We start from the raw sequence: 20,472 nt of genomic DNA on the forward strand, positions 1-20,472 counted from the left end.
GAGGCAGAGAAATGTTTATAGAGGCATTGAAACGCCAGAACCCCGCGCTTATCTCGGCTGCTATCGCGTTGTGGCAGCAGGGAAAGATCGCACCTGACAGTTGGGTCATTGATGTTGACCAGGTTATTGAGAATGGCAAACGCCTGCTGGATGTTGCCAGACAACATGGCATATCGCTGTATCTGATGACCAAACAGGTTGGACGTAACCCGTGGCTGGCGGAGAAGCTGTTACAGCTTGGCTATGAAGGCATCGTGGTTGTTGATTACAAGGAGAGTCGCGTCATGCGCCGTGCCGGGCTGCCGGTTGCGCATCAGGGACATCTGGTGCAGATCCCGTCGCGGCTGGTCAATGATGCTGTGGCGCAGGGCACCGAGGTCATCACGTTGTTCTCGCTGGAGAAAGCACGCGAAGTTTCCGCTGCGGCGGTGAAGGCCGGCTGCGAACAGAACGTGATGCTGAAGGTGTACGACAAGGATGATTTTCTCTATCCGGGGCAGGAAAGCGGCTTTCCGCTGATGTACCTGACGGATGTGGTCAATGAAATTCGCAGGCTGCCGGGCTTACGCCTGAGCGGGTTGACCCATTTTCCCTGCCTGTTATGGGATGAAAACTCAGCGCAGACGATGCCGACACCTAATCTGCACACACTGGTGAATGCCCGACGTCAGTTGGCGGAAGCCGGGATTGCCATTGAGCAGTTGAATGCGCCGTCAGCCAGTAGCTGTTCGTCACTCCCTCTGCTGGCGGAATACGGCGTCACCCATGCGGAGCCGGGTCATGCGCTGACAGGCACTATTCCTTCCAATCAAAAAGGCGACCAGCCGGAACGCATTGCGATGCTGTGGCTGAGCGAGGTATCGCACACGTTTCGCGGAGACAGTTATTGCTACGGCGGGGGTTATTACCGTCGCGGTCATGCGCATAATGCGCTGGTCTTTACGCCGGAAAATGACGACCCAATAGCCGCGAAGCTCAAACCCGTGGACGACAGCAGCATTGACTACTACCTGCCTGTTGCCGGGGAATTTCCGGTGAGCAGCGCGGTGATCTTCTGTTTTCGCACCCAGATCTTCGTGACGCGTAGCGACGTGGTGCTGGTATCGGGTATTCAGCGCGGTGCAGCTGAAATCGTCGCGCGTTACGACAGTCTCGGCAATATTCTGGAGGACTAATGGCCCGATTCGTGGTGTTAGTAATCGACAGTTTTGGCGTTGGCGCAATGAAAGACGTCACGCTGGTCAGGCCGCAGGATGCGGGAGCGAATACCTGCGGCCATATCCTGGGCGAACTCCCGCAGTTACGCCTGCCGACGCTTGAGAAGTTGGGGCTGATTAACGCTCTGGGCTTTGCGCCGGGCGTGATGAAACCTTCAGCATCGGCAGTCTGGGGCGTTGCAGAGCTACAGCATGAAGGGGGAGATACCTTTATGGGCCATCAGGAGATTTTAGGCACGCAACCTCAAGCTCCGCTGCGGATGCCATTTAGCGACGTCATTGATAGCGTTGAGCAAGCGCTGAAAGCCGCGGGCTGGCAGGTGGAACGTCGCGGCGGCGATCTGGCGTTTCTTTGGGTCAACGATGCGGTTGCAGTGGGCGATAACCTCGAAGCGGATTTAGGTCAGGTCTACAACATTACCGCCAATCTTGCCGTTATCCCGTTTGATGAGGTGCTAAAGATAGGCCGCGTGGTGCGTGAGCAGGTTCAGGTTGGGCGCGTGATTGCGTTTGGCGGTCAGCTTGCAGACAGCCAGCGCATTCTGGATGCCGCCGAGACCAAAGAGGGACGCTTTATCGGCATTAACGCTCCACGTTCCGGCGCCTATGAAAATGGCTTCCAGGTCAGGCATATGGGTTTTGGCGTAGATGAACAGGTACAGGTACCGCAAAAACTGCATGACGCCGGGATCCCTACCGTGCTGGTCGGTAAAGTGGCGGACATCGTTGGTAATCCGCACGGACGCAGCTGGCAAAACCTGGTGGATAGTCAGCAGATCATGGATATCACGCTTAACGAATTTAACGCGGAATCGACGGTATTTATCTGTACCAACATTCAGGAAACCGATCTCGCCGGGCACGCTGAAGACGTAGCACGTTATGCCGAACGGCTGCAGCTTGTTGATCTTAATCTTTCACGCCTTCTGGCCGCGATGGATCCAAATGACTGTCTGGTGGTTATGGCCGATCACGGCAACGATCCGACCATCGGTCACAGCCACCATACCCGGGAAGTTGTACCGGTTCTGGTGTATCGGCAGGGGCTGGAGCCTGCGCAATTAGGCGTCCGGGCGACGTTATCGGACGTTGGCGCTACGGTATGCGAATTTTTCGGCGCGGCGGCACCACAAAACGGCAGCTCTTTTCTTTCGGCATTACGCCTTACAGGAGACACCTTATGAATTTTGATCCGACGGGCTACACCTGGGTCCACGAACATCTGCATATTGATCTCTCCGGGTTCAAGAATAATCTCGACTGCCGGTTAGATCAGTACGATCTCATTTGTCAGGAAATGAAGGATCTCCGGGCGTTAGGCGTCAGCAACATTATTGAGATGACCAACCGCTATATGGGGCGTAATCCGCAATTCATGCTCGACCTGATGCACGATACCGGAATCAATGTGATGGCGTGCACAGGCTATTACCAGGATGCGTTCTTTCCTGAACATGTCGCGGCCCGCAGCGTGGAACAGCTCGCACAGGAGATGGTCGATGAGATTGTCATCGGTATTGATGACACTGAATTGAAGGCCGGAATTATCGCCGAAATTGGTTCCAGCGAAGGGGTGATTACGCCGCTTGAAGAGAAGGTATTTATCGCCGCGGCACGGGCGCATATCGAAACCGGACGTCCCATCTCGACCCACACCTCTTTTAGCACGATGGGCCTGGAACAGCTGCTGCTGCTGCAGGCGCACGGCGTCGACCTTTCTCGCGTAACCGTTGGTCACTGTGACCTGAAAGATAATCTCGACAATATCTTACGCATGATCGATCTCGGCGCGTATGTGCAGTTCGATACCATCGGTAAAAACAGCTATTACCCCGACGAGAAACGCATTGGCATGTTGCACGCGCTACGTAATCGCGGGCTGCTTAATCGCGTGATGCTCTCCATGGACATTACCCGCCGCTCGCATTTAAAAGCCAATGGCGGCAATGGCTACGACTACCTGTTAACCACTTTTATCCCACAGTTGCGCCAGTCAGGATTCAGCCAGGCCGATGTGGACACGATGTTACGTGATAACCCCTCACAATTTTTCCAATAAGGACAGAATCATGAAGAAGATTGGCGTTGCTGGCTTACAGCGTGAGCAGATTAAAAAGACCATCGAAACCGCAGCTCCGGGCTGCTTTGAAGTCTCCATTCATAACGATATGGAAGCGGCGATGAAGGTGAAATCCGGACAGCTGGATTACTACATTGGCGCTTGTAACACCGGCGCGGGCGCAGCGCTGTCGATTGCCATTGCGGTGATTGGCTACAACAAAAGCTGCACTATTGCCAAGCCGGGTATTAAGGCGAAAGACGAACATATCGCAAAAATGGTTGCGGAAGGGAAAGTGGCTTTTGGTCTCTCCGTCGAACATGTTGAACATGCGATTCCGATGCTGGTTAACCATCTGAAATAAAAGGCATGACTATGGATCTGTATATTCAGATTGTGGTGGTGGCCTGCCTGACCGGCATGACGTCACTTCTGGCACATCGCTCGGCGGCCGTCTTTCATGACGGTATCCGTCCGATTCTGCCGCAGCTAATCGAGGGGTATATGAACCGCCGTGAGGCGGGAAGTATCGCGTTTGGTCTGAGTATTGGCTTTGTGGCGTCGGTTGGGATCTCCTTTACCCTGAAAACCGGCTTGCTCAACGCCTGGCTGCTGTTCCTGCCGACGGATATTCTCGGCGTGCTGGCGATGAACAGCCTGTTGGCGTTCGGTCTGGGCGCTATCTGGGGCATATTGATTCTGACCTGCCTGTTGCCGGTGAACCATCTGCTCACGGCGCTGCCGGTAGATGTACTGGGTAGCCTCGGTGAGCTGAGTTCTCCGGTGGTTTCCGCATTCGCACTTTTCCCGCTGGTGGCGATTTTCTACCAGTTCGGCTGGAAGCACAGCATTATCGCGGCGGTGGTGGTACTGATGACCCGCGTGGTGGTGGTGCGTTACTTCCCGCATTTGAACCCGGAATCAATTGAGATTTTTGTGGGGATGATGATGCTGCTGGCGATTGCCATTACGCATGATATTCGCCACCGTGGCGATGAAGAGATGGATGCCAGCGGGTTATCGGTCTTTGAAGAACGAACCTCGCGGATTATTAAAAACCTGCCGTACATCGCCATTGTCGGCGCACTGATTGCCGCCGTCGCCAGTATGAAGATTTTCGCTGGCAGCGAAGTCTCAATTTTTACGCTGGAAAAAGCTTATTCGGCAGGGATTACGCCGGAGCAGTCGCAGACGCTGGTGAACCAGGCTGCCCTGGCGGAGTTTATGCGCGGGCTGGGTTTTGTACCGATGATTGCGACAACGGCGCTGGCGACGGGAGTTTATGCGGTAGCCGGTTTCACCTTCGTCTTCTCCGTTGGCTATCTGGCGCCGAACCCGTGGATTGCGGCAATCCTTGGCGCGATCGTGATTTCAGCGGAAGTGCTGCTGCTGCGTTCCATCGGCAAATGGCTGGGCCGTTATCCGTCAGTGCGTAACGCATCGGACAATATTCGTAATGCAATGAATATGCTGATGGAAATGGCGCTGCTGGTCGGCTCGATCTTTGCCGCTATCAAGATGGCAGGTTATACCGGATTCTCGATTGCGGTGGCGATTTACTTCCTCAACGAATCGATAGGGCGTCCGGTCCAGAAGATGGCTGCCCCGGTCGTAGCGGTGATGATCACCGGTATTGTGCTGAATATTCTCTACTGGTTTGGTCTGTTTGTTCCGGCCTGAGGAGGCTAAAGCATGAAGACGTTCCCTCTGCAAAGCCTGACGCTCGCACAAGCACAGCAAAAGCAGTTTGCGCTGGTGGATACGCTCTGCCGTCACTTTCCTGGCGCTGATTTTCTGGCGGGGGGTGATTTGGGGCTGGCCCCGGGGCTGAATCAGCCTCGGGTCACGCAGCGTGTGGAAAAGGTGTTGGCCGAGGCGTTTCATGCTGAGGCCGCAGCGCTGGTTCAGGGGGCAGGCACCGGGGCTATTCGCGTCGGGCTGGCTGCGCTGCTCAAACCCGGCCAGCGGCTGCTGGTTCATGACGCGCCAGTGTATCCTACGACACAGGTGCTCATCGAGCAGATGGGCATTATTCTCGTCAGGGCAGATTTCAACGATCTTAAGGCCATAAAGCAGGTCATTACGGAGCATCGCCCTGATGCCGCGCTGGTGCAGCACACGCGTCAGCAACCGCAGGATCGTTACGTGTTAGCCGAGGTGTTGGCGGAAATTGCGCGGTGCGGCGTACCGACGTTAACCGACGATAACTACGCGGTGATGAAAGTTGACGGTATTGGCTGTGAATGTGGGGCTACACTGTCTACCTTTTCGTGCTTTAAACTCTTCGGCCCGGAAGGCGTAGGGGCGGTTGTCGGCAAAGCGGAGGTTATCGCTAAAATCCGTGCGACACTTTATTCCGGCGGCAGCCAGATTCAGGGAGGGCAGGCGCTGGAGGTACTTCGTGGACTGGTTTTCGCTCCGGTGATGCATGCGGTACAGGCTGGCGTTTCCGAACGGTTGCTGGCGATGCTCAATAGCGGAGCGCTGCCCGAGGTGAAAAAAGCCGTCATCGCCAATGCCCAGTCGAAGGTGCTAATCGTGGAGTTTCACCAGCCGATTGCTGCCCGTGTGCTGAAGGCGGCGCAAGAGAGAGGTGCGCTGCCATACCCGGTGGGAGCAGAGTCAAAGTATGAGATCCCTCCACTGTTCTATCGTCTTTCGGGGACGTTTCGCGAAGCAAATCCATCGCTGGGAGATTATGCGATCCGTATTAATCCAAACAGAAGTGGAGAACAGACCGTGCTGCGTATTTTGCGCGAGAGTGTGAGTGCGATAACATGTGAATGAGCATCGAATCTATAAATGCAAAAAACCGGGAGATTCCCGGTTTTTTTGTATCTGCGCAATCGCTTTTATTACTGATTTGCAGCCGGACCACAGCCACCAATAATTTTAGAAATCGAAATTGCTGGATGCAGGAAGTAATCGTAGCTGCAGTTATTTTTTGTGTTTTCGATATGACCAGTACACGCGGTAAGCGTAGCCAGAACACCAGCAACTAAGGTGATTTTTGCAAATTTCAGCATGTTAAAATCCTTGTAAGATATCTATTTTAAAATGGATGAAGTCCATTTCTCGGCGGTTAAGATATCAACTAAAATAAATTTTAAGTAGTCCGGATAAAGACATGGCTAGCTTTATATAATTAATGAATTAGATTGTAGGGTAGTTATATTTTGATTAATGATTAATGGTTGTATTTCTGGAGAGGGATATAGCGACTTTCGTTTATTATTTATATCTGCTGGGTGATAAATAAATGCCCTGAATATCAGGGCATTTATTAGCATTCAATTAATGATTCGAGAACCAGTTCAGCTTATCGCGCAGGCCTACCACACGACCAACAATAATTAGCGCCGGGCTTTCAACCTGTTGTGCCAGCTCGCCGAGCTGTGTCAGTACCCCATTGACGACGCGTTGCTTCACGGAAGTCCCGTTTTCTACCAGCGCGACGGGCATATTGGGCTGCATGCCAAATTCAATCAGTTTTTCCTGGATGGTGGCTGCCTGATTCAGTCCCATGTAGAACACCAGCGTCTGTTTTTCTGCCGCCAGGTTTTCCCAGTCCAGTTCTCCACCGGTTTTCAGGTGTCCGGTAACCAGACGTACGCTCTGGGCGTAATCACGATGGGTCAGCGGAATGCCGGAATAGGCGGAACAACCGGAAGCTGCGGTAATACCCGGCACTACAGAGAATGGAATACCGGCATGGCACAGCGTTTCCAGCTCTTCGCCACCGCGGCCAAAGATGAACGGGTCGCCACCTTTCAGTCGTACCACGCGCTTGCCCTGTTGTGCTTCACGCAGCAGGATCTGGTTGATCTCTTCCTGCGGTACGCAGTGATAGCCCGCACGTTTCCCTACGAACACCCGGTCTGCATCGCGGCGTACAAGGTTCATGATGTCGTCGGAAACCAGACGGTCATAGACTACGACATCCGCTTGCTGGATCTGCTGTAGCCCTTTCAGTGTCAGCAGGCCGGCATCGCCAGGACCGGCGCCAACCAGCACCACTTCACCACGGTGATCCAGCGGTTCGCTGAGCAATTGCTCGGTGGTTTCCTCGACGGCTTTCAGGTCATTGTTCGCCAACGACTGCGCCAGGCGGTCATTTACGAATAATTTTTCCCAGAAGCGGCGACGTTCACCCATGCTGGCAAACTGTTTCTTCACGCGGGAGCGCAACTTGCCGGCATACTGCGCGACCTGGCCCAAATGCTGAGGCAGTACGGATTCAAGCCTTTCACGCAGCAGACGGGCAAGCACTGGTGATGTCCCGCCGGAGGAGACCGCCACCATCAGCGGTGAGCGGTCGATAATGGAGGGCATGATAAAACTGGCTGCTTTTGGCGCATCGACTACGTTGCAGAAAATACGACGTGATTCTGCGGCGGTGCTGACGCTTTGGTTGACGGCATCGTCATCGGTGGCGGCAATAGCCAGCCAGCAGGTGTCCAGCAGGGACTCATCGAACGGCCCCTCAACCAGCGTCAGCATGTTTTCATCTGCCCATACTTTGAACTGCGGAATAAACGCCAGCGCATTAACCGTCAAACGGGCGCCTGCTTCCAGCAGTAACCGCGCTTTGCGTTCTGCGACATCACCACCGCCGACGATCAAGCAGTCGCGGTCACGTAGTTGACAAAATATAGGCAAATGATCCACTACATTACCCCTTAATTATTTGGCTGTTATGCCAGATTCTCAGCTTGGTTGATTTTTGCCGGAACAGGACGCTCCGATTTTGGCGTAGCATACCAATAACCTAATCCCATGAATACGACACCGGACAAAGTATTACCGAGTGTCACCCACAGCAGGTTATGACCAATTCCTGACAGGGTATAGGCTTCGCTGTGATGGCCGAACCAGGAGAGGGCAAACAGCGTCATGTTGGCAACGGAGTGCTCGTAGCCGGAAGCAATAAACGCCAGCAGACACCACCAGATAGCGAGGAATTTTGCCGCGCCTTCGGTACGGATTGCCATCCAGATAGCCAGACAAACCAACCAGTTACATAGCGCGCCTTTAAAGAACAAAACCATCGCAGGCGCGGTCGTTTTCGCCAGAGCAACCGAATGGACGATGCTGGTATCGACCGGCAGCAGGCTACCGCCACCCCAGCTGTAAAGCAGGGCGACAAACACGGAACCGACCAGGTTACCCAGCCAGGTTTTTGGCAGAATTGCCCACATCTGACCGTGACTGATGGTGCCCGCTTTAACGCCAAGCGTCAGGAACATCGTGTGTCCGGTGAACAGTTCAGAACCGGCGATAATAACCAGCGTTAAGGCAATACCAAAGGTTGCACCCATTACCAGAGGACGAACGGACGGGTCGAGCAGATTACCGAGGGTGAAAATAAGAATGATGCCGAGACCCACATAGGCTCCTGCCATTGCCGAACTGATCCAGAATCCGAGCGGGTTATTAGCCGACAGGCGTGCGATGCGCGCAGCGTTAGCCGCACACTTATTGATAGTGTCTGTGAACATGTGTTGATTATCCTTTTCTCACTTCATCCTTTGCCCTGCCTCTTTGTTGGCTGCCCTCGCTCACCCCAGTCACATAGTGAACTATGCTCCTGGGGATTTGCTCAGTTGCCGCCGCGATGCAGTACAAATGATTTTGTGATAACAATGAAAATGAAAAAAAATACAAAAAAGGGGAGGCGTTGCGCCTCCCAAAAATTTATTAACCGCGCAGTTGCACCGTGCCGTCTTTCACTCGCGCTTCGTAATGTTTCACGGAGAACTGTTCGTCTTCCATGCACAGACCGTCGCTTAAGCGAAAACGCTGTTTTTTCAGCGGGCTGGCAACCCACAATTCGCCTTGATGTTCAGCTATCAGCCCACGAGAAAGCACGCTGGACTCAAAGAATGGGTCGATGTTGCTGATCGCAAACACCTGGTCGCTGTGATACGGGCGGAAAATCGCAACCTGCTCGTTACCTAACAGGGCGCAGACGCCTGTTGCAGGCAGAATGTCATCGATTTTGCAGATGTTTTTCCACTGGCTCATGCGTTTTCCTCCACCAGAGTCACCGGGATACGCTCATAAGGCGTGGCCGGACGATGTTGTTCACGTTCAGGTACAACCTGGACATTCGGATCGCGTTTATCGCTGTTGATAAAGTGTTTGAAGCGAACCTGCGCAGATGGGGTGTTAACGGTTTCTGTCCACTCGCAGACCACTGCTTCACGCAGACGGGCCATCTCTTCTTCAAGATGCTGATTCAGACCCAGCTTGTCGTCGATGATGACGGACTTCAGATACTCGATACCGCCTTCCAGATTGTCTAACCACGGTGCGGTACGGGTCAGTTTGTCGGCAGTACGGATGTAGAACATCATGAAGCGGTCAAGGTACTTGAGCAGCGTTTCGCGATCGATATCTGCTGCCAGCAGGTCTGCATGACGAGGTTTCATCCCGCCGTTACCGCAAACGTACAGGTTCCAGCCTTTCTCAGTAGCGATGATACCCACGTCTTTACCCTGGGCTTCCGCACATTCACGGGTACAGCCGGAGACGCCGAATTTCATTTTGTGCGGGGTACGAATGCCTTTGTAGCGATTTTCCAGCTCCACGCCGAAGCCCACGCTATCGCCGACGCCGTAACGGCACCAGGTGCTGCCTACGCAGGTTTTCGCCATACGCAGCGCTTTGGCATACGCGTGACCGGTTTCAAAACCGGCTTCAATCAGCTGACGCCAGATTTCCGGCAGGTCATCTTTCTGCGCGCCGAACAGACCGATACGCTGAGAACCGGTAATTTTGGTGTACAGGTTAAATTCACGCGCGATACGGCCCACAGCCACCAGGCCTTCAGGAGTAATTTCGCCACCCGCAGAGCGCGGGATCACGGAGTAGGTACCGTCTTTCTGGATGTTCGCCAGGAAGTTGTCGTTGGTATCCTGCAACGGGGTGTGCTGCGGTTTGAGGATGTACTCATTCCAGCAGGAAGCCAGCAGGGAACCTACGGTAGGTTTACAAACTTCGCAGCCGTAACCTTTCCCGTGTTTTGCCAGCAGCTCTTCGAAGGTTTTGATGCCTTCTACGCGGATGAGATGGAACAGTTCCTGACGTGAGTACGGGAAGTGTTCACACAGGTTGTTGTTAACTTCGATACCCTGTTTCGCCAGTTCGGCGTTCAAGACCTGCGTTACCAGTGGGATACACCCGCCGCAACCGGTACCGGCTTTGGTTTCCGCTTTCAGCGCCGCAACGGTATGGCAGCCTTTGTTGATAGCGGCAACCAGCATGCCTTTGGTGACATCAAAGCAGGAGCAAATCTGCGCGCTGTCCGGCAGTTTATCGACACCGATAGACGGTTTACCGCTGCCCGCGTGTGCTGGCAGAATCAGTGAATCTGGATTTTCCGGCAGTTCGATGGCGTTCAGCACCAGCTGCAGCAGATTGCCGTAATCGCTGGTGTCGCCCACCAGAACCGCGCCGAGCAGGGTTTTGTTATCTTCGCTAACGATCAGGCGTTTGTAGACTTCTTTGCTTTCGTCGAGATAGACATAGCTACGTGCGCCCGGCGTGCGCGCATGCGCGTCGCCAATCCCGCCGACGTCCACGCCGAGCAGCTTCAGCTTGGCGCTCAGGTCCGCGCCTTCAAAGGCGTTTTCGGTTTCGAGAATATGGTCAACGGCAACCTGCGCCATTTTGTATCCTGGAGCGACCAGACCATACACGCGGTTGTTCCAACTGGCGCATTCGCCGATGGCATAGATGTCCGGGTCAGATGTCTGGCAGGTGTCGTTAATGACGATACCGCCGCGTGGCGCGACGTCCAGGCCGCACTGGGTGGCCAGTTTGTCGCGTGGACGAATACCGGTAGAGAAGACGATGAAATCGACTTCCAGTTCGCTACCGTCGGCAAAACGCATGGTTTTGCGCGCTTCGGTGCCTTCCTGAACGATCTCTTTGGTGTTTTTGCTGGTGTGCACACGCACGCCCATGCTTTCAATTTTGCGACGTAACTGCTCGCCACCCATATGATCCAGCTGTTCAGCCATCAGCATTGGGGCGAATTCAATCACGTGGGTTTCAACGCCGAGGCTTTTCAGCGCACCGGCGGCTTCCAGGCCCAGCAGGCCACCGCCGACCACGGCACCGCGTTTGCTGCGGCGTGCGCAAGACTCAATGGCGTTGAGGTCTTCGATAGTACGGTAAACGAAGCAGTCCTGGGTTTCTGAACCTTTAATCGGCGGGATCCACGGGTAAGAGCCCGTCGCCATGATCAGCTTATCGTAGTAAACCGTACGACCGGCGCTGGAGTGGATCACCTTCTCCTGGCGGTTAATGGTAATTGCGCGCTCGCCCACTAACACCTTAACGCCGTGCTTCTCGTAGAATCCTTCACGCACCAAGGAAAGCTCTTCGGCGGTGTGGTGGGAGAAGTAGGAAGACAGGTGTACACGGTCGTACGCTTTGCGGGGTTCTTCACAGAAGACGGTAATATCAAAATTGGCAGCGTCGGATTTATCAAGAAGATCCTCAATAAAGCGATGGCCGACCATACCATTACCGATAATAGCGAGTCTGACTTTGCTCATTTTTGCCTCGATTTCTTTTCTATTACTGCCTACCTTAACGATTCAGCTACCGCGCTTATTGATACAAATCAAATTCGCCCTTATATACTCCTTAAGAGGTATATAACTGATTTGTCAGCATTTTTATAAGTGACGGAATTATTTGGGTTTTCGTGTTTGTATGAATAACGTACAAATTAAAGGGTTTTTGTAAGAATTGGCCTACATGACCAGTGAAAGAAGAGGAGGGCGAGAATGTGCCGGATGACGTGGATACCATCCGGCGGTCAGATTAATGCGTTGCTGGGGCGTTATGCTGGCGATGACGCGTGACAAACCCAAGAATAAAGCACATCACGAATACAACCGCATACAAGCCGTTAGCTGTTTGCAATGCCGCCTGCGGGCCGCTGTGTGCCACGATAGGGCCGGTGACGACGAAAGTGAGCATGGTGCCAATGGTGCCGCAGGTCAGAACGAAGTTAACCAGTTTGGGTGAGGCAACCTTCGTCTGCTGGGAGCCAAGGGTAATGATGGTGGTATAAATCGCGCTGGAGAAGAAGCCCAGCGTCATAATAAACCACGGCATATGCTCTGGTGTACCGGTGATAAACAGATACATCAGGACGGTAGCCAGACCCGCCAGTACGGTCAGGATGCGCTGCAAATCGAAGAAACGCAGAATAAAGCTAAATGCCCACATGCCAACCATGTAAGACATCCAGAAGTCGCTGACCAGTTTACCCGCATCGTTCAGGCTCATGCCCAGACTTTTGGCGTATTCCGGAACCCAGGAGATAAAGCCCAACTGACCGAGGATGTAGCACAGTGCGGCGATCGCCAGAAACAGCACGCCAATCCCCCATTTTTCTTTTACTACCGGCGCGTCTGACTGCTGAGCGTGTTTACCCAGTGCCGGGAATTCACAACCGAAGGTCAGCAGGAAAATGGCGACGTATACGAGGCCGATGCAGGCATAGACCCAATACCATTCGATGCTGCGCGCTAACAGGAACGCGGCAACCATCGGGAAAATCATACCAGCCATGCTGAAGAAGGAGTCAGTAAACAGCAGGCGTGAACCGCGCTGGCGACCTTCGTACATTTGAGTTACCAGAAACGTACCAATCGACATGGTAATACCGCTTACCAGACCCAATACAAACATGGCGGCTGAGAACAAGGCCAGACTATGGCTGAACATCAGTCCGGCAACGGCCAGTACCATCAGGATAAAGCCGAAGCGCAACTGGGTTTTCAGTGGCACGATTTCCATTAACCATGCATTCAGAAAGATAGAGATCAGAATGCCGGCATTCAGGAAGGTGAAGGTGTTACTCATGCTGGAAACGGGCAAATGGAAGTAATCTGCGATGTTTCCCATCACCATCCCGGTGACAATTACCAACGCACCTGTCAGGGCGTAGGAGAGAAAGCTAATCCATGTGAGCTTGATGCGATTGCTGTTAGTCATGACTGGCCTGTATAGAAGTGTAAGGCGCATTGACTGCGCCGTGAGCGGGCAGATTTTAGGCGCTTTAGTGACGCATTTAAATGTTTATTGGTAATTTATAGCTCCGTTACATTTTTTTATGTGATCTGGATCGCATTGGATCGTGAGGCGATAAAGTTACATTTGTTTCAAGTACGTAAAATTAAGTAAAGGGATGGCCTTGTCCTTGAAGGCTCTTTAGAATCAATTCACTTGCTTCATTTCTGCTCTTGTTAAGGAATTCTCATGCTCAAATCGACTCTGGCGGCTGTTGCAGCTGTTCTCGCTCTTTCTGCTCTCTCTCCCGCAGCACTGGCAGCAAAAGGTGACCCGCATGTCCTGCTGACAACCTCTGCTGGTAACATTGAGCTGGAGCTGAACAGTCAGAAAGCCCCGGTTTCAGTGCAAAACTTTGTCGATTATGTCAACAGTGGTTTCTATAACAACACCACGTTCCACCGTGTGATCCCTGGCTTCATGGTGCAGGGCGGCGGTTTTACCGAGCAGATGCAGCAGAAGAAACCTAACCCGCCAATCAAGAATGAAGCCGATAACGGACTGCGTAACACCCGCGGCACGATTGCTATGGCGCGTACAGCGGATAAAGACAGCGCGACCAGCCAGTTCTTTATCAATATTGCAGACAACGCTTTCCTCGATCACGGCCAGCGCGACTTTGGCTACGCTGTTTTCGGTAAAGTTGTGAAAGGTATGGATGTCGCGGATAAGATCTCTCAGGTACAGACCCATGATGTCGGTCCATACCAGAATGTCCCGTCAAAACCGATTGTTATCCTTTCTGCTAAAGTCCTGCCGTAATCGTATTTTGCGCGGGTAGTTCTTGCCCGCGTTCCCCCCTCTCTCTGCGTAACCCGAAATTGCTGCTTATACTTGTGGCAAGTGTCGGCTCATTCAGGGAGGTCACGTGAAAAAACTCACCGATAAACAAAAGTCCAGGCTATGGGAACAACGGCGAAACGCCAATTTCCAGGCCAGCCGACGGCTGGAAGGCGTAGATATTCCACGGGTTACTCTGAGTGCTGAAGACGCCCTGGCGCGTCTTGAGGAACTGAGGAGGCACTATGAGCGATAAATTCGGTGATGGGCGCGACCCATATTTATATCCGGGCCTGAATGTCATGCGTAACCGTCTGGGGATCCATCAGGCGCAGCGTTTGGCTCAGGCGGCTTATGAACTGACGGCGCTGCGTGCGGCGACTATCGAATTGGGGCCGCTTAAACGGGGCTTACCGCATCTGTGCGCCATTCATCGCCAGCTGTATCGGGATGTTTTTGACTGGGCCGGACACCTGCGCGAAGTCGATATCTACCAGGGCGATACTCGCTTTTGCCATTTCGCTTATATCGAGAAAGAGGGCAATGCGCTGATGCAGGACCTGGAAGACGAGTCCTGGCTGGTGGGATCTCCGGAAGACAAGTTTGTCGATCGTCTTGCGCACTATTATTGCGAAATCAATGTGCTGCATCCGTTTCGCATTGGCAGCGGCCTGGCGCAGCGTATTTTCTTCGAACAGTTAGCGATTCATGCCGGGTATATGCTGAGCTGGGATGGCATTCCGGTTGAGGAGTGGAATCAGGCTAATCAGAGCGGGGCGATGGGTGACCTGTCTGCACTGCGGGCGATATTTCGTAAAGTGGTAAGCGAAGCCCCGGAAACTGAGTAGAATAGCGCGGTTCTTATGTACCGGAGCCGCCATGATCCTGCTTATCGATAACTATGATTCTTTTACCTGGAACCTGTACCAATACTTCTGCGAACTGGGCGCTGATGTCCTTGTCCGGCGCAACGACGAGCTGACGCTGGCGCAAATCAACGTGCTGAACCCGCAAAAAATCGTGATTTCCCCTGGACCCTGTACGCCGGATGACGCCGGTATTTCGCTGGAAGTTATTCGTCATTTCGCGGGTAAGATTCCGCTGCTGGGTGTTTGTCTTGGCCACCAGGCGATGGCTCAGGCCTTTGGCGCGAGCGTGGTTCGGGCGGCTAAAGTGATGCACGGTAAAACCTCGCCGATTACCCATAACGGGCAGGGTGTTTTTCAGGGACTCGCCAACCCATTAACGGTAACGCGCTACCATTCTCTGGTGGTTGCTCCTGAGACGCTTCCCGAGTGCTTTGAGGTGACAGCATGGAGTGAAACGCAGGAGATTATGGGCATTCGTCACCGTGAGTGGGATATGGAAGGGGTGCAGTTTCACCCAGAGAGTATTCTCAGCGAACAGGGACATCAGTTGCTGGCTAATTTTCTCAATCGCTGATTTGTGGTTGCTATTCAGTGATTTTTTATTCATATTTTGTGATTATAATTTCACTAGCATTTCTGCTTAACAGGGTGGTAATGACATGGCAACTGAACAAACTGCAATTACGCGCGCGACATTCGATGAAGTGATTCTGCCGATTTATGCACCGGCTGAGTTTATCCCGGTAAAAGGAAAAGGGAGTCGAGTGTGGGATCAACAGGGCAAAGAGTATGTTGATTTCGCGGGCGGCATTGCAGTGACCGCGCTAGGGCATTGCCATCCGGCGCTGGTTGAGGCGTTAAAAATCCAGGGCGAAACCCTGTGGCATACCAGCAACGTTTTCACCAACGAACCGGCGTTGCGCTTAGGCCGTAAAATCATTGATGCGACCTTTGCCGAGCGCGTGCTGTTCATGAACTCCGGTACCGAAGCCAACGAAACCGCCTTTAAGCTGGCGCGCCACTATGCCTGCGTGCGTCATAGCCCGTTCAAAACCAAAATCATTGCCTTCCATAATGCGTTTCACGGCCGTTCGCTTTTTACCGTATCCGTTGGTGGGCAGCCGAAATACTCCGACGGCTTTGGACCAAAGCCAGCGGATATCATCCATGTCCCGTTTAACGATCTGCATGCGGTCAAAGCGGTGATGGACGATCACACCTGCGCGGTGGTGGTTGAGCCTATTCAGGGAGAAGGTGGCGTCACTGCGGCAACGCCGGAATTCCTGCAAGGTTTACGTGAGCTTTGTGATCAGCACCAGGCGCTGTTGGTATTTGATGAAGTGCAGTGCGGGATGGGGCGTACCGGCGATTTGTTTGCCTATATGCACTACGGCGTGACGCCGGATATCCTCACCAGCGCGAAGGCGCTCGGCGGCGGCTTCCCGGTAAGCGCGGTGTTGACCACTCAGGAGATTGCCTCCGCATTCCACGTGGGCTCGCACGGATCCACTTACGGCGGCAACCCGCTGGCCTGCGCGGTAGCGGGGGCAGCGTTTGATATCATCAACACGCCGGAAGTGCTGGAAGGCATTCAGGCCAAACGTCAGACGTTTGTCCAGCATTTGCACAAGATTGATCAACAGTTCGATATTTTCAGCGATATTCGCGGGATGGGGCTGCTGATTGGCGCCGAGTTGAAGCCGCAGTTTAAAGGCCGGGCGCGCGATTTCCTCTATGCCGCCGCGCACGAAGGGGTGATGGTGCTGAACGCCGGGCCGGACGTAATGCGTTTCGCGCCGTCACTGGTGGTAGAGCAGGCGGATATCGATGAAGGGATGCAGCGCTTCGCGCAGGCGGTAGCGAAGGTGGTGGGCTGATTGCCGGATGGCGGCGCGAGCGCCTTATCCGGCCTACAGGGTAAGGTGTGATTCGTAGGCCGGATAAGCGTAGCGCATCCGGCAGTCGATCTTAGCCCTTCATATCCCGTAACCGACGGCTCAGCCAGATCCCGTGGTGCGGTCGCTGACGCCATGCAACCGACGAAATGGTGTGCATGGTATTCAGATGCCCTAATACCCTTTGTAGATGCTGCTCCAGGGTGCTTAACGGACCGTGGGACAGCATCTCTGGCGCTTCGAGAATATTCACATCTCCGGAGCTTCCCGGCCCATCATATTCCAGTCGCTGCTGACAGCGCTGGAGCGCGATTTCGCAGGATTCCAGATACCGCTGCGCCAAATCCGGCGTCAGCATCGTATGTTCCCTTGCCAGCGTAGTCATCGCGTTGATGTGTTCGACGATGAACTGGCTGTGCGTGACCCACAGTTTCATATCTGCCAGGTAGTGCGAGTTAAATCCCGGCTCCTGCATTGCCTGGTTCAGCGAGTTGAACAGCGTGTTTTGCGTCTGGTTGACCCGCATGCGTTGATACGCCAGCGGTGTAGCCTGCGGATCGTTGCTGAGGATCACGCGAATAGCCTCCTGGTCGGCTTCCAACGCATCGTGGGCGTTCTTACGCAGCAGGCCGCTCTGCCACTGTGGCCACAGCCAAAGCGTGCCGCCAAAGGCGATTAAGCAGCCTATTACCGTGTCAACAAACCGCGGTACGATAAACTGTTCCCCGTTCAGCGTCAGCAGTTGCAAGGTGTATACCGCCGTTACCGTAAAACCGACGGTAGCCCAGCCGTAGTTTTTGCGGATGATCAGATAACTCACCAGGGTGATCAGCAGCATGGCCGCCAGCGTGAAACCTTCAGGAATATGAAAGTGCAACGTGACGCCGGCAATAACCAGTCCAACGAGCGTACCTACGGAACGATGTAAGATGCGCACCCGGGTCGCCCCGTAGCCATTTTGCGTAACAAACAGGATTGTCATCAAAATCCAGTAAGGCTTTGGCAGGTGTAAGGCGCTGCCCATCAGGCTGGCGATGCTCAACATAACGCTGATGCGTCCGGCGTTGCGCAGCGCCGGGGATTTCAACGACAGGTAGTTTTTCAGGGCAGGGATCAGCGGCAACCGACGCTGCTTGTCAGCCATTAAGTCACGGGCATACAGCGGGCGCTGGGTACGTAGTACGCGGGCAATACGGCTGAAGTGCCAGTAGCAAAATTGTCCCACCGGATTGTCCGGATGCTGCCTGGCGATTTTCTCCAGCGTACCAATCTGCTTTTCCATCGAGAAACGGGTTGGCAAGCGGTGATACAAAATATCATCGGCCAGTACCCGAAGGCGTTCGGCGACGGTACGCGCGTTCCAGCGAATCACCTGTTCGGCGTGGCTGCGCTCAACCAGTTTTTGCACTTCTTCTGGCTGGTGGAGGCTAACGGAAATATGTTCCTGTAAATCCAGCGCCTCCTGAAAGGCACGCAGCAGGCGTTTGTATTCGTTGTTGTGATGCGCCGACAACATATGCATTTGCTGATAGCACTGGGTAATCAGATCCACGGCCTTTTGTTGGCGAACCAGCAGGGGAGGTAGCGCTTTTTCTGGGTCGGCATGCTGGGTCAGCATGCTGTACTTGGCCTCACAGTAATCGGCTAATTCACGATATAACAAACTGAGCGATTCGCGGAGCGGTTGCTCGCGCCACATCCAGAACCAGAACCAGTTAAACAGGCCATACCATAACGTGCCCAGCGCGTAGATCAGCAACGGCTCCCAGACGGGCATATTCCCGGCCAGGCTGAGCGTGAAAATCGCCGCGATAAGCGAGGCTGGCAGTAATCGCGCATGCAAAGGGCTTAGCTCGGCGGTTACGCCAAGAATCAGCGTCAGGCCGGTGAGGATCAATGGCAGCGGTATAGTTTGCGCAAGCAGTAGCTGCATGATCAAACTGCACCCGGCAAACAGCGATGCACCAATGACTAAGCGTTTGAAAAAGCGCTTGTGCGGGGTATCAAGACCGGCAATGTTGCAGCAGGCAGGGACGAGGGAAAAGAGAAGCCCCAAATGAAGCTGACCGATGATCAGACCAACAGCCACAGGTAAACATAGCACCAGCGTTTGTCGTAGTGCGTAGTTGATCTCTGGGTGGTATATCAGTCTTCGCCACATCGGTGCAAACAAAAGTGGCGCATTACTGGGTAACGCGCCACTTCGATGGGGTTAACGCGTGCCGTAGACGACGATGGTCTTACCGTGTGCGGAGATCAGGTTCTGATCTTCCAGCATCTTCAGAATACGACCGACGGTCTCACGGGAGCAGCCAACGATCTGGCCGATTTCCTGACGGGTGATTTTAATCTGCATGCCGTCCGGGTGTGTCATCGCGTCAGGCTGTTTCGCCAGATTCAGCAGAGTCTGCGCGATACGACCGGTTACGTCGAGGAAGGCAAGGTTGCCCACTTTTTCAGACGTGACCTGCAGACGACGAGCCATCTGAGAAGACAGGCGCATCAGAATATCCGGGTTGACCTGGATTAATTGGCGAAATTTTTTGTAGGAAATTTCAGCGACTTCACATGCGGTTTTGGCACGTACCCAGGCGCTACGTTCCTGACCTTCTTCGAAGAGGCCTAATTCACCAATAAAATCGCCCTGATTCAGATAAGAAAGGATCATTTCTTTCCCTTCTTCATCTTTGATCAGCACTGCCACGGAGCCTTTAACGATGTAATACAACGTTTCCGCTTTTTCACCCTGGTGAATCAGCGTGCTCTTCGATGGGTACTTATGAATATGGCAATGAGACAAGAACCATTCGAGAGTCGGGTCTGTTTGCGGTTTGCCAAGCACCATGCGCGGTTATCCTCTGTTATAAGCTGTCTCCAGAGCCAGAAAACGACGCTGCCTCTGGGTTTGCAAAAATATGCTTCCCGCTACCTGGGAAAGGGGCTGTCAAAAATAAACTGCAGCCTGTAATGTGATGTCCTCTGCATACATGCAGTACGTCAATGTATTACTGTAGCATCCCGTCTGTTTTAGCATAGCTTTCGCCGTGTGTCTCCTGGTGTCTCGCTTCAGCATGACGCAGGTCGCCTTCCGTTGCGAGAATTGTTATGTGCGCGTAATCTGTCAGGAAAATTGAAACATTGGAGTTACGAAATATGCAAGCGCGTGTAAAGTGGGTTGAGGGGTTAACCTTCCTCGGTGAGTCCGCCTCTGGCCACCAAATTTTGATGGACGGTAACTCCGGTGATAAAGCGCCGAGCCCGATGGAAATGGTATTAATGGCTGCTGGCGGTTGTAGCGCAATTGACGTGGTGTCGATCCTGCAAAAGGGTCGTCAGGATGTGACCAACTGCGAAGTGAAGCTGACTTCAGAGCGCCGCGATGAAGCGCCGCGCCTGTTTACCCACATCAACCTGCATTTCATCGTAACGGGTAACGATCTGAAAGATGCGTCCGTCGCGCGCGCCGTCGATCTTTCTGCGGAAAAATACTGCTCCGTGGCGTTGATGCTGGAAAAGGCGGTGAACATTACCCATTCCTATGAAGTGGTTGCTGCGTAATC

At 53.5% G+C, this 20,472-nt stretch carries 20 protein-coding genes; 12 read left to right on the plus strand and 8 right to left on the minus strand.

The window, feature by feature from the left end; all coding sequences use genetic code 11:
- The first annotated feature begins 11 nt into the window (after positions 1-11).
- The 6 genes from OGY83_RS14830 to OGY83_RS14855 are packed head-to-tail and all read left to right on the plus strand — an operon-like array spanning position 12 to position 6,063.
- On the plus strand, positions 12-1,175 hold the full coding sequence (locus OGY83_RS14830) for a YhfX family PLP-dependent enzyme (RefSeq protein WP_286636191.1): 1,164 nt from the start codon (positions 12-14) through the stop codon (positions 1,173-1,175).
- The gene (locus tag OGY83_RS14835) at positions 1,175-2,401 is read left to right on the plus strand and encodes a phosphopentomutase (protein WP_286636192.1); all 1,227 of its coding nucleotides are present in this window, start codon (positions 1,175-1,177) and stop codon (positions 2,399-2,401) included. Before OGY83_RS14830 ends, OGY83_RS14835 begins: the two co-directional genes overlap by 1 nt.
- Positions 2,398-3,276: a phosphotriesterase-related protein gene (locus OGY83_RS14840; RefSeq protein WP_286636193.1), complete on the plus strand. Its 879-nt coding sequence runs from the start codon at positions 2,398-2,400 to the stop codon at positions 3,274-3,276. The genes OGY83_RS14835 and OGY83_RS14840 overlap by 4 nt, the downstream gene beginning before the upstream one ends.
- Before the next feature lie 10 nt (positions 3,277-3,286).
- Positions 3,287-3,640 carry a DUF2620 domain-containing protein gene (locus tag OGY83_RS14845; RefSeq protein ID WP_003023576.1) on the plus strand — a complete coding sequence of 118 codons (354 nt, stop codon included), beginning with the start codon at positions 3,287-3,289 and terminating at the stop codon, positions 3,638-3,640.
- Positions 3,641-3,651: 11 nt separating this feature from the next.
- Positions 3,652-4,956: a YhfT family protein gene (locus OGY83_RS14850; protein WP_123268779.1), complete on the plus strand. Its 1,305-nt coding sequence runs from the start codon at positions 3,652-3,654 to the stop codon at positions 4,954-4,956.
- A gap of 12 nt (positions 4,957-4,968) precedes the next feature.
- Positions 4,969-6,063: an aminotransferase class I/II-fold pyridoxal phosphate-dependent enzyme gene (locus tag OGY83_RS14855; RefSeq protein ID WP_191234583.1), complete on the plus strand. Its 1,095-nt coding sequence runs from the start codon at positions 4,969-4,971 to the stop codon at positions 6,061-6,063.
- 68 nt (positions 6,064-6,131) lie between these two features.
- Here OGY83_RS14855 and OGY83_RS14860 read toward each other — a convergent pair whose 3' ends face one another.
- The 6 genes from OGY83_RS14860 to tsgA form a co-directional block, all read right to left on the minus strand.
- The gene (locus tag OGY83_RS14860) at positions 6,132-6,302 is read right to left on the minus strand and encodes a YhfL family protein (RefSeq protein WP_003827690.1); all 171 of its coding nucleotides are present in this window, start codon (positions 6,300-6,302) and stop codon (positions 6,132-6,134) included.
- A gap of 268 nt (positions 6,303-6,570) precedes the next feature.
- On the minus strand, positions 6,571-7,944 hold the full coding sequence (cysG, locus tag OGY83_RS14865) for a siroheme synthase CysG (protein ID WP_286636195.1): 1,374 nt from the start codon (positions 7,942-7,944) through the stop codon (positions 6,571-6,573).
- Positions 7,945-7,970: 26 nt separating this feature from the next.
- Positions 7,971-8,774 (minus strand): nitrite transporter NirC, encoded by an 804-nt coding sequence (gene nirC, locus OGY83_RS14870; RefSeq protein WP_137370395.1) that lies wholly within the window; start codon positions 8,772-8,774, stop codon positions 7,971-7,973.
- A gap of 199 nt (positions 8,775-8,973) precedes the next feature.
- Complete coding sequence (nirD, locus tag OGY83_RS14875; RefSeq protein ID WP_003023590.1) at positions 8,974-9,300, minus strand: nitrite reductase small subunit NirD; 327 nt, start codon at positions 9,298-9,300, stop codon at positions 8,974-8,976.
- Positions 9,297-11,840, minus strand: coding sequence for an NADPH-nitrite reductase large subunit (nirB, locus tag OGY83_RS14880; protein WP_003023592.1), 2,544 nt, complete (start codon positions 11,838-11,840; stop codon positions 9,297-9,299). Before nirB ends, nirD begins: the two co-directional genes overlap by 4 nt.
- Before the next feature lie 271 nt (positions 11,841-12,111).
- Positions 12,112-13,293, minus strand: a complete 1,182-nt coding sequence (gene tsgA, locus OGY83_RS14885; RefSeq protein ID WP_032945197.1) for an MFS transporter TsgA — start codon at positions 13,291-13,293, stop codon at positions 12,112-12,114.
- 264 nt (positions 13,294-13,557) lie between these two features.
- On the opposite strand from tsgA, the gene ppiA reads away from it, so the two are divergent.
- From ppiA to argD, 5 genes are all read left to right on the plus strand, one after another.
- Positions 13,558-14,130, plus strand: a complete 573-nt coding sequence (gene ppiA / locus OGY83_RS14890) for a peptidylprolyl isomerase A (RefSeq protein WP_003023595.1) — start codon at positions 13,558-13,560, stop codon at positions 14,128-14,130.
- 106 nt (positions 14,131-14,236) lie between these two features.
- Positions 14,237-14,404 (plus strand): FicA/YhfG family antitoxin, encoded by a 168-nt coding sequence (ficA, locus tag OGY83_RS14895; RefSeq protein WP_003827708.1) that lies wholly within the window; start codon positions 14,237-14,239, stop codon positions 14,402-14,404.
- On the plus strand, positions 14,394-14,996 hold the full coding sequence (locus tag OGY83_RS14900; RefSeq protein ID WP_286636198.1) for a putative adenosine monophosphate-protein transferase Fic: 603 nt from the start codon (positions 14,394-14,396) through the stop codon (positions 14,994-14,996). The genes ficA and OGY83_RS14900 overlap by 11 nt, the downstream gene beginning before the upstream one ends.
- Before the next feature lie 31 nt (positions 14,997-15,027).
- On the plus strand, positions 15,028-15,591 hold the full coding sequence (gene pabA / locus OGY83_RS14905; protein ID WP_123268775.1) for an aminodeoxychorismate synthase component 2: 564 nt from the start codon (positions 15,028-15,030) through the stop codon (positions 15,589-15,591).
- An 85-nt stretch (positions 15,592-15,676) separates the two neighbouring features.
- Positions 15,677-16,894: a bifunctional acetylornithine/succinyldiaminopimelate transaminase gene (gene argD, locus OGY83_RS14910; RefSeq protein ID WP_286636200.1), complete on the plus strand. Its 1,218-nt coding sequence runs from the start codon at positions 15,677-15,679 to the stop codon at positions 16,892-16,894.
- Between the two features lie 91 nt (positions 16,895-16,985).
- On the opposite strand, the gene OGY83_RS14915 is transcribed toward argD, so the two are convergent.
- A complete protein-coding gene (locus OGY83_RS14915) occupies positions 16,986-19,073 on the minus strand; it encodes a YccS/YhfK family putative transporter (protein ID WP_286636209.1) in 2,088 nt (695 codons plus the stop codon).
- Between the two features lie 51 nt (positions 19,074-19,124).
- Positions 19,125-19,757: a cAMP-activated global transcriptional regulator CRP gene (crp, locus tag OGY83_RS14920; protein ID WP_000242758.1), complete on the minus strand. Its 633-nt coding sequence runs from the start codon at positions 19,755-19,757 to the stop codon at positions 19,125-19,127.
- Between the two features lie 308 nt (positions 19,758-20,065).
- On the opposite strand from crp, the gene OGY83_RS14925 reads away from it, so the two are divergent.
- Positions 20,066-20,470: an OsmC family protein gene (locus tag OGY83_RS14925; protein ID WP_003023611.1), complete on the plus strand. Its 405-nt coding sequence runs from the start codon at positions 20,066-20,068 to the stop codon at positions 20,468-20,470.
- Positions 20,471-20,472: the final 2 nt, after the last annotated feature.

The sequence above is a fragment of the Citrobacter sp. Cpo090 genome (genome assembly GCF_030332665.1).
Lineage (GTDB): Bacteria > Pseudomonadota > Gammaproteobacteria > Enterobacterales > Enterobacteriaceae > Citrobacter > Citrobacter portucalensis.

Bases quoted from the DNA above. Each gene is read 5' to 3' on its own strand.
- tsgA (WP_032945197.1), bottom strand. From the start codon at position 13,293: ATGACTAACAGCAATCGCATCAAGCTCACATGGATTAGCTTTCTCTCC.
- argD (WP_286636200.1), top strand. From the start codon at position 15,677: ATGGCAACTGAACAAACTGCAATTACGCGCGCGACATTCGATGAAGTG.
- OGY83_RS14855 (WP_191234583.1), top strand. From the start codon at position 4,969: ATGAAGACGTTCCCTCTGCAAAGCCTGACGCTCGCACAAGCACAGCAA.
- OGY83_RS14925 (WP_003023611.1), top strand. From the start codon at position 20,066: ATGCAAGCGCGTGTAAAGTGGGTTGAGGGGTTAACCTTCCTCGGTGAG.
- OGY83_RS14915 (WP_286636209.1), bottom strand. From the start codon at position 19,073: ATGTGGCGAAGACTGATATACCACCCAGAGATCAACTACGCACTACGA.
- crp (WP_000242758.1), bottom strand. From the start codon at position 19,757: ATGGTGCTTGGCAAACCGCAAACAGACCCGACTCTCGAATGGTTCTTG.
- nirD (WP_003023590.1), bottom strand. From the start codon at position 9,300: ATGAGCCAGTGGAAAAACATCTGCAAAATCGATGACATTCTGCCTGCA.
- OGY83_RS14860 (WP_003827690.1), bottom strand. From the start codon at position 6,302: ATGCTGAAATTTGCAAAAATCACCTTAGTTGCTGGTGTTCTGGCTACG.
- OGY83_RS14845 (WP_003023576.1), top strand. From the start codon at position 3,287: ATGAAGAAGATTGGCGTTGCTGGCTTACAGCGTGAGCAGATTAAAAAG.
- ppiA (WP_003023595.1), top strand. From the start codon at position 13,558: ATGCTCAAATCGACTCTGGCGGCTGTTGCAGCTGTTCTCGCTCTTTCT.
- nirC (WP_137370395.1), bottom strand. From the start codon at position 8,774: ATGTTCACAGACACTATCAATAAGTGTGCGGCTAACGCTGCGCGCATC.
- pabA (WP_123268775.1), top strand. From the start codon at position 15,028: ATGATCCTGCTTATCGATAACTATGATTCTTTTACCTGGAACCTGTAC.
- OGY83_RS14835 (WP_286636192.1), top strand. From the start codon at position 1,175: ATGGCCCGATTCGTGGTGTTAGTAATCGACAGTTTTGGCGTTGGCGCA.
- nirB (WP_003023592.1), bottom strand. From the start codon at position 11,840: ATGAGCAAAGTCAGACTCGCTATTATCGGTAATGGTATGGTCGGCCAT.
- OGY83_RS14830 (WP_286636191.1), top strand. From the start codon at position 12: ATGTTTATAGAGGCATTGAAACGCCAGAACCCCGCGCTTATCTCGGCT.
- OGY83_RS14840 (WP_286636193.1), top strand. From the start codon at position 2,398: ATGAATTTTGATCCGACGGGCTACACCTGGGTCCACGAACATCTGCAT.
- OGY83_RS14850 (WP_123268779.1), top strand. From the start codon at position 3,652: ATGGATCTGTATATTCAGATTGTGGTGGTGGCCTGCCTGACCGGCATG.
- OGY83_RS14900 (WP_286636198.1), top strand. From the start codon at position 14,394: ATGAGCGATAAATTCGGTGATGGGCGCGACCCATATTTATATCCGGGC.